The following is a 7349-nucleotide window of genomic DNA, read 5'->3' on the forward strand; positions in this document are numbered from 1 at the left end:
CTCGACGCTAGGAAGCGGGCCGCGATACGGCATCGGCCATCGGCCCCCGGGCCCGCTCCGCAAATGGTCTTAGGACTCCCGGACCCCCTTGCCGGCGCTCGCGTCCGGAGGCGCGGCGGCAAAACCGAGTACGGTCTTCACATGTGCGCGTCGAAGGGCGCGCTAAGGGGGAGACGAGAGGCCGGAATGGGCGACGCGGAAGGGCTCGGAGCCGGGCAGGGCGCGACCCTGCACGCGGTGAGCTCCGCCGTGCTCGCCGTCACCCGCCACCTGTCGGTCCACGAGGTGCTGCAGGTGATCGTCCGGGCCGCCGCGCGGCTGCTGGACGCCCGGTACGCGGCCCTCGGCGTGCCCGACGACGAGGGCTCGTTCGCCGAGTTCGTGGTCGAGGGCGTCTCCGACGAGGACTGGGAGCGGATCGGCCCGCTGCCCCGCCAGCACGGCATGCTCGCGGCGATGCTGCGCGGCGACACGCCGAAGCGGCTGGCCGACATCCGCCGCGAGCCCGAGTTCGAGGGCTGGCCCGTCGCGCACCCCGTGCTGAAGGACTTCCTGGGCGTGCCGATCAAGGACGGCGAGGACGTCCTCGGCATCATCTTCCTGGCCAACAAGAAGCGGCCCGGCGGGTTCACCCAGGACGACGAGGACCTGCTCGCGCTGTTCGCCGCGCACGCCGCGATCGCGATCACCAACGCCCGCCTCTACGAGCACAACCGCGAGCTGACGGTCGTCGCCGAGCGGAACCGGCTGGCCCGCGAGCTGCACGACGCCGTCGCGCAGAAGCTGTTCTCGCTGCGCCTGACGGCGCGCACCGCGGCCGCGCTGGCGGAGAAGGACCCGGTCCGGACCGCCGAGGAGCTGGAGCAGGTGGAGCGGCTCGCCGCCGACGCGCTCGCCGAGCTGCGCGCGGTCATCTTCGAGCTGCGCCCCGCCGACCTCGCGGACGGCCTCGTCGCGTCGCTGCGCAAGCACGCCGAGGTGCTGGACCGGGCGCACGAGACCGCCGTCCGGTTCACCGCGGGCGAACCGGTCGTCCTGGCGGAGGACCAGGAGGCGGTCGTGCTGCGGATCGCGCAGGAGGCCGTCTACAACGCGCTGCGACACGCCGGGGCGCGGACGGTCGACGTGAGCCTGCGCGTGCTGGACGGCAGCGCCGTGCTGGAGGTCGCCGACGACGGGGCGGGGTTCGCCGCGTCCGACGGCGACCAGCAGGGCGGGCTCGGCCTCGCGTCCATGCGCGACCGGGCGTGCTCGATCGGCGGGACGTTCGGCATCGACGCCGCGCCCGGGCGCGGCACGACGGTGCGGCTGGAGGTGCCGCTGTGACGCCGCCGCCCGCGCCGCCGATCCGGGTGCTGATCGCCGACGACCATCCGGTCGTCCGGCAGGGGCTGCGCACGTTCCTCGGCATCCAGGACGACATCGAGGTGGTCGGCGAGGCGGAGGACGGCACGTCGGCGGTGACGCTGGCCGAATCGCTGAAGCCCGATATCGTGCTGATGGACCTCAAGATGCCGGGCGCCGACGGCGTGACCGCGCTGACGGAGTTGCGGGCTCGGGGGGTGGAGGCGCGGGTGCTGATCCTGACCAGCGTCACCGAGCGCGGGCACGTGCTGCCGGCGGTGCAGGCGGGCGCGGCCGGCTACCTGTACAAGGACGTGGACCCGCGCGCCCTCGTCCAGGCGATCAGGGCGGTGCACGACGGGCATGTGCTGTTCGCCCCGGACGCGGCGGAGGCGATGCTGCGCGCGGAGCCCGAGCGCGAGCCGGCCGACCGCGGCCTGGGCGCGCTCACCGAACGGGAACGGGAGGTGCTCGTGCACATCGCGCGGGGGAGGTCCAACCGGGAGATCGCCCGCGCGCTCGTGGTCTCGGAGAAGACGGTCAAGACGCACGTCAGTAATCTGCTCATGAAACTGGGAGTGCAGGATCGGACGCAGGCGGCGCTCTACGCCGTCCGGCACGGCGTCGGGCGGGACGGCACCGCCCGGGACGGTGCCGGCCGGGATGGCGCGGACCGGGCCGGGGAGGCCGCTCGTGAGTGATACAACTCCTCTGACAGGATCGTCATCGAAATCGGTATGAACGTAGCAATCAGGTACGCAGCAGGCAGTGACATCGGGTGCAACCGAGAGAACAACGAGGACTCGGGCTACGCCGGTGCGCGGTTGATCGCGGTCGCGGACGGCATGGGCGGCTATGCCGGCGGCGAGGTCGCGAGCTCGACCGTCATCGGCTCGCTGCGCTCGCTGGACACCGGCGCCCATGGTGACGATCTGGTCGAGAGCCTCGGCCGCGCGGTCGCGGAGGCCAACGAGAAGTTGCGCATCGTCCGCGAGGAGCGGCCCGACCTGAGCCGGATGGGCACCACGCTCACCGCGATGCTGTGGTCGGGCGAGTCGGTCGCCCTGGCGCACATCGGCGACTCCCGCGGCTACCTGCTGCGCGACGGCGAGCTGTTCCAGATGACCCAGGACCACACGATGGACGAGCTGCTCAAGGCGGAGGCCGAGCAGGCGGGGCAGACCGCCGACCCGGCCGAGACGTCGCGGCTGTCGCACGTGCTGTACCGGGTGCTGGACGGCCGCGACGACCGCGAGCCCGACCTGCGGCTGCGCGAGGCCCGCCTCGGCGACCGCTACCTGCTCTGCTCGGACGGCCTCAGCGGCCCGGTCGACGCGCAGCGGATCTACGAGCTGCTGTCCGCGGAGGCCGACCCGCAGCGCGCCGTCGCCGCCCTGATCGAGGAGGCGCGGGCCAACGGCGGCCCCGACAACATCACCGCGGTCGTGGCGGACGTCGTCGAGGCGGAGTACCACGCCGACGCCGGCGGTCCCGTGACCGTGGGCGCCGCGGCCCAGTCCTGAACCCGGCGCGGCCGCGCCCGCGGCCGCCCGTACGGCCGTGCGCGTCCGCCCGCGTCCGCCTGCCCGTGTACGCCCGCGTCCGCCCGTGTCCGCCTTCCCGTGTCCGCCTTCCCGGGTCCGCTCGCGTGCGTTCCCGTGCTGCTCGCGACGCGATTCGTGGCATCCGTAACCCATAACTCTGCCCGCGTAGCTGGCGATTTGTCCTAGTCTTGCTCCGAGGTGGGCTCAGCGTGCCCTCGGTAACGGTCGCGTCGCGGATCGTCGCCCGCACTTGACCCGCCTCCGGGTGCACCCGGTATACGGGTCACTCAGCCGTTTGTCTTCGAGGCGGAGGATTCGTTGGGGGGAGCGCCCGGGGCGGCGGCCGCCGGTGCACCGGAGGGTGCGCTCGGCCGGCTCGTCAGCCGGACCCTCACCGCAGCGCGGCACGGCCCACGAGGCGTGCTGCTGCGCGTTGCGGCGATGGCCGTTGCGGCCGTCGGCGTTTCATGGATCCACCGCCTCCACGACCCCGGCGTGCTCTGCCCCCTGCGGGCGCTCACCGGTCTCCCGTGTCCCCTGTGCGGGGGGACCACCGTGTTCATCGAGGCGGGCGAGGGCCATCCGGTCCGCGCCGTCCTCGCGAACCCGCTGGCCCTGACCGGTGCGGCCGCCGTCGCCCTCGCCCCCCTGGGGCTCGGAGGACGGTGGTGGGCACTCCAGCCGAAGACCCGTGCCCGAATGCTCGGCGCCGCCCTCGTCGGGTCGGAGCTGTGGCAGCTCGTCCGGTTCGGTGTTCTGCGGGTTTGAGCCGCGGTCGATCGTCGGTCAGACTTGCGGAGCCCTCCGGGTCCGGCGGGCGTCACATATCCACAGGGTCAATCAATAAGGAGCAAGTGTGGGTAACCCCTACGACCCGTACGGTCAGCAGCCGGGCTACGGGCAACAGCAGCAGCCCGGGTACGGGCAACAGCAGCAGCCCGGTTACGGCCAGCCCCCGGCCCAGCAGCCCGGATACGGTCAGCAGCAGCCCGGCTACGGCCAGCCCCCGGCGCAGCCGGGCTACGGCCAGCCGCCGGCGCAGCCCGGTTACGGCCAGCCCCCCGCGGCGCAGCCCGGCTACGGCCAGCCGCCCGCCGCGCAGCCCGGCTACGGCCAGCCGCCCGCCGCGCAGCCGGCCTACCAGGAGGTGCACCACCACCACTACGGCTCGACCGGCCAGCTGGCCGAGTGGGGCTCGCGTGCCGGTGCCACCATCATCGACGGGCTGATCATCGGCGCGCCCGTCGGCATCCTCTACTTCATCGCCCTCCTGCTGATGGGCAGCGGCAGCGGCGGCGGCGCGTTCCTCGGCCTGCTGTTCCTGCTGGTCGCCATCGTCATCGGCTTCGGCGGCGGCATCTGGATGATCTACCAGGAGGGCACCACCGGCCAGACCATCGGCAAGCGCCAGATGGGCATCAAGGTCGTCAGCGCCCAGACCGGGCAGGTCCTCGGCTTCGGCGGCGCCTTCGTCCGGCGCCTCGCCCACTTCGCCGACAGCATCGCCTGCGACATCGGCTACCTGTGGCCGCTGTGGGACGAGCGCAAGCAGACCTTCGCCGACAAGATCTGCAACACCCTCGTCGTCCGCACCTGAGCACTCGCGGCGCACTGAAGCGGGGCGTCCCTCCGGGGACGTCCCGCTTTCCTTTTTGGCACGTTCTCATCACCGCGCCGGAGAGGGCGCCTACGGGACGGGATCGAACGCGCTGTTGCACGCGGCCACCCGCGCCCGCCGCACCGCCCGGTCGAGCAGCCGCAGCGCCTCGCTCCGGCGGCGCATCTGGTCGGCCGTGAGGCCGCGCTCGTCCATCCGCCGCGCCAGGTCCACGACCAGGGCCAGCCGGCCCGCCAGCGCCGCCACCCTGTGCGCGCGCGGCGGATACCCGGGCGCCAGCGGATGGTCGCCGCGGTGCGGGTCGCGCAGGTCGACCAGCGCGTCCGCGATCTCCGGCGGCACCCCGGACACGTCGTCCACCGCCAGCAGCGCCTCCGTCGCGTCCCGCATCGCCAGCGTCAGCTGCCGGTCGGCGTCGGCCAGGCCCGGCACGTCCGGCGGGTTCGCGGACGCGTCGTGCGTCGTCCAGCGCACCCCGACGTACGACGAGCCGCGCCGGTCCTCCTCGGGGACCAGCCCGATCGCCCGGTCGCCGAGCAGCGCGACCACCGCCGCGCCCGCGTCGATCGCGGACCGGTTGAACTCGGCCGGGCCGGTCAGCCCCAGCGGGTCGCCCGGCTCGGGCAGCGCCAGCCGCAGCGCGGTCAGCCCGCCGACGCGCAGGTCGCCGAGCCCGCGGCGCAGCGTCACCTCGGCGGGCTCGCCGCCGAGGATCTGCGGGCCCCCCGCCTTCTCGACCGCGTCCACCGCCTCGTCCAGGCCGACGCTGCCCGTCAGCCAGGCATTGCCCCACGCGACCAGCGCGGTCGCCACGTCCCTGCTCATCCCGTCCGAGCTCATCGCGTCCGACACTCCCCAATGGACATGCGATCCACCATAAGCGCTCGGATCGCCACTGCCATCGGGCCCGCGGGACGTTCCTCCCTTCCGGTGCGCGCGGGACGGGCGGCTCGGCGGGGAGCCGGGGGGCGGCGGAGGCCCGGCATCGCATAGGTTCTTTCCTGGAGAACGGACCGGTCCGGACCGGGACCGGTGGGATCACCGGGAATGGGGACGAAGGCGCGCGATGGCCGGCGAGGTACTTCAGCTCCGCGGAGTCGGGGTCAAGCGCGGGGGCTCGGCCCTGCTGCGCGATGTCACGTGGACGGTGAACGAGGGCGAGCGGTGGGTCATCGTCGGCCCCAACGGTGCGGGCAAGACGACGCTGCTGCAGGTCGCCGCCGCGGTGATGCACCCCACCGAGGGGTCGGTGGAGATCCTGGAGGAGGAGCTCGGCCGCACCGACGTGTTCGAGCTGCGGCCCCGCATCGGCCTCGCCAGCACCGCGCTCGCCGAGAAGGTCCCCGCCGGCGAGAAGGTCATCGACCTGGTGCTGACCGCCTCGTACGCCATCCTCGGCCGCTGGCAGGAGGAGTACGACTCCACCGACGTCAGCCGCGCCGTCGCGCTGCTGGACGCCCTCGGCTGCGCCGAGCTGATGAGCCGGACGTTCACCACCCTGTCGGAGGGCGAGCGCAAGCGCGTGCAGATCGCCCGCGCGCTGATGCCCGACCCCGAACTGCTGCTGCTGGACGAGCCCGCCGCGGGCCTCGACCTCGGCGGCCGCGAGGACCTCGTCGCCCGGCTCGCCGTCCTCGCCGACGACCCCACCGCCCCGACGATGGCGATGGTCACCCACCACGTCGAGGAGGTCCCCGACGGCTTCACCCACGCGCTGCTGCTGCGCCGGGGCGAGATCGTCGCGCAGGGCAAGGTCGACGAGGTGTTCACCGCCGAGCACCTGACGGACTGCTTCGGCCTGCCGCTCACCATCGAGAGGCAGGGCGGCCGCTGGTACGCGCGCGCCGTCCGCTGAGCGCGCCCCTCCCGGCGTTCCGGGCCGACCACCAGGTAACGGGCACCCCCATTACCGTTCTGAGCTGCGCTGTCCCTACCATCATGAGCGCCGTTGCCAACCGCTAGCGCTGGGATGGGGCCCTCTTGAACCTGCTGGACGCGGCCGCGGTCTTCGCGGCCGGGGTCGCCGCCGGAGGCATCAACACCGTCGTGGGGTCCGGCTCCCTGATCACGTTCCCGACGCTGGTGGCGCTCGGCTACGTACCGGTCGTGGCGAACGTGTCCAACAACATCGGCCTCGTCCCCGGCGGCGTCACCGGCGCCTACGGGTACCGCGCCGAGCTGAAGGGCCAGCGCGCCCGGCTGCTGCGGCTCGGCAGCGCCTCCCTGATCGGCGCCGTGATCGGCGCGCTGCTGCTGCTCGGCCTGCCCGCCTCCGCGTTCAAGTTCATCGTCCCGATCCTGATCGTCATCGCGCTGATCCTCGTCGTCGTCCAGCCCCGGCTCCAGAGCTGGATCCGCACGCGGCGCGAGGACGGCGGCGGCGGCCACGCGCACGGCGGGCCCTGGCTGTGGCTCGGCGTGCTGCTCGCCGGCATGTACGGCGGCTACTTCGGCGCCGCGCAGGGCATCGTGCTGATCGCACTGCTCGGCATCATGCTGGACGACGACCTCCAGCGGCTCAACGCGAGCAAGAACGTGCTGTCGGCCATCGTCAACGGCACGGCGGCGATCATGTTCATCGCCACCTGGCTGTTCGGCGACACCGGGATCAACTGGTGGGCGGTACTGCTGATCGCGGCGGGCTCCACCGTCGGCGGCTTCATCGGCGCCAAGGTGGGCCGCCGCATCCCGCCCCTCGTCCTCCGCGGCGTCATCGTCGTCGTCGGCCTCGTGGCCATCGTGAACCTGCTGCGTTAGCCCAGGGGGGCGACCCCCTGGAACCCCCGTCACGGTCGGGAGGCTGTTTCCCGCTCCGCTAGAGCTCCGCGCGAAACAGCCTCCCG

General features: G+C 73.2%; 8 protein-coding genes. 7 read left to right on the forward strand and 1 reads right to left on the reverse strand.

Annotated features, from left to right (window positions below):
• Nucleotides 1-186: 186 nt before the first annotated feature.
• The 5 genes from ABT299_RS46120 to ABT299_RS46140 all read left to right on the forward strand — a co-directional run bounded on the left by ABT299_RS46120 (nt 187) and on the right by ABT299_RS46140 (nt 4485).
• On the forward strand, nt 187-1326 hold the full coding sequence (locus tag ABT299_RS46120; protein WP_387028096.1) for a GAF domain-containing sensor histidine kinase: 1140 nt from the start codon (nt 187-189) through the stop codon (nt 1324-1326).
• The gene (locus tag ABT299_RS46125) at nt 1323-2045 is read left to right on the forward strand and encodes a response regulator (protein ID WP_190856097.1); all 723 of its coding nucleotides are present in this window, start codon (nt 1323-1325) and stop codon (nt 2043-2045) included. The genes ABT299_RS46120 and ABT299_RS46125 overlap by 4 nt, the downstream gene beginning before the upstream one ends.
• Before the next feature lie 36 nt (nt 2046-2081).
• Entirely contained in the window at nt 2082-2867 is a 786-nt protein-coding gene (locus tag ABT299_RS46130; RefSeq protein WP_190856098.1) for a PP2C family protein-serine/threonine phosphatase, read from the forward strand.
• 339 nt (nt 2868-3206) lie between these two features.
• Nucleotides 3207-3656 (forward strand): DUF2752 domain-containing protein, encoded by a 450-nt coding sequence (locus tag ABT299_RS46135; protein WP_387028094.1) that lies wholly within the window; start codon nt 3207-3209, stop codon nt 3654-3656.
• A gap of 88 nt (nt 3657-3744) precedes the next feature.
• Nucleotides 3745-4485, forward strand: a complete 741-nt coding sequence (locus ABT299_RS46140) for an RDD family protein (RefSeq protein ID WP_387028092.1) — start codon at nt 3745-3747, stop codon at nt 4483-4485.
• 90 nt (nt 4486-4575) lie between these two features.
• On the opposite strand, the gene ABT299_RS46145 is transcribed toward ABT299_RS46140, so the two are convergent.
• On the reverse strand, nt 4576-5331 hold the full coding sequence (locus ABT299_RS46145; RefSeq protein WP_387028090.1) for an Rv1486c family protein: 756 nt from the start codon (nt 5329-5331) through the stop codon (nt 4576-4578).
• Between the two features lie 241 nt (nt 5332-5572).
• Between ABT299_RS46145 and ABT299_RS46150 the strand changes: the two genes are divergently transcribed.
• Both ABT299_RS46150 and ABT299_RS46155 read left to right on the forward strand, forming a co-directional pair.
• Nucleotides 5573-6361 (forward strand): ABC transporter ATP-binding protein, encoded by a 789-nt coding sequence (locus ABT299_RS46150; RefSeq protein ID WP_500254692.1) that lies wholly within the window; start codon nt 5573-5575, stop codon nt 6359-6361.
• A gap of 125 nt (nt 6362-6486) precedes the next feature.
• A complete protein-coding gene (locus ABT299_RS46155) occupies nt 6487-7263 on the forward strand; it encodes a sulfite exporter TauE/SafE family protein (protein WP_190856102.1) in 777 nt (258 codons plus the stop codon).
• Nucleotides 7264-7349: the final 86 nt, after the last annotated feature.

It is taken from the genome of Spirillospora sp. NPDC000708, from assembly GCF_040299565.1.
Taxonomy (GTDB): Bacteria; Actinomycetota; Actinomycetes; order Streptosporangiales; family Streptosporangiaceae; genus Spirillospora.

Bases quoted from the DNA above. Each gene is read 5' to 3' on its own strand.
- ABT299_RS46120 (WP_387028096.1), top strand. From the start codon at position 187: ATGGGCGACGCGGAAGGGCTCGGAGCCGGGCAGGGCGCGACCCTGCAC.
- ABT299_RS46130 (WP_190856098.1), top strand. From the start codon at position 2,082: ATGAACGTAGCAATCAGGTACGCAGCAGGCAGTGACATCGGGTGCAAC.
- ABT299_RS46145 (WP_387028090.1), bottom strand. From the start codon at position 5,331: ATGAGCAGGGACGTGGCGACCGCGCTGGTCGCGTGGGGCAATGCCTGG.
- ABT299_RS46150 (WP_500254692.1), top strand. From the start codon at position 5,573: ATGGCCGGCGAGGTACTTCAGCTCCGCGGAGTCGGGGTCAAGCGCGGG.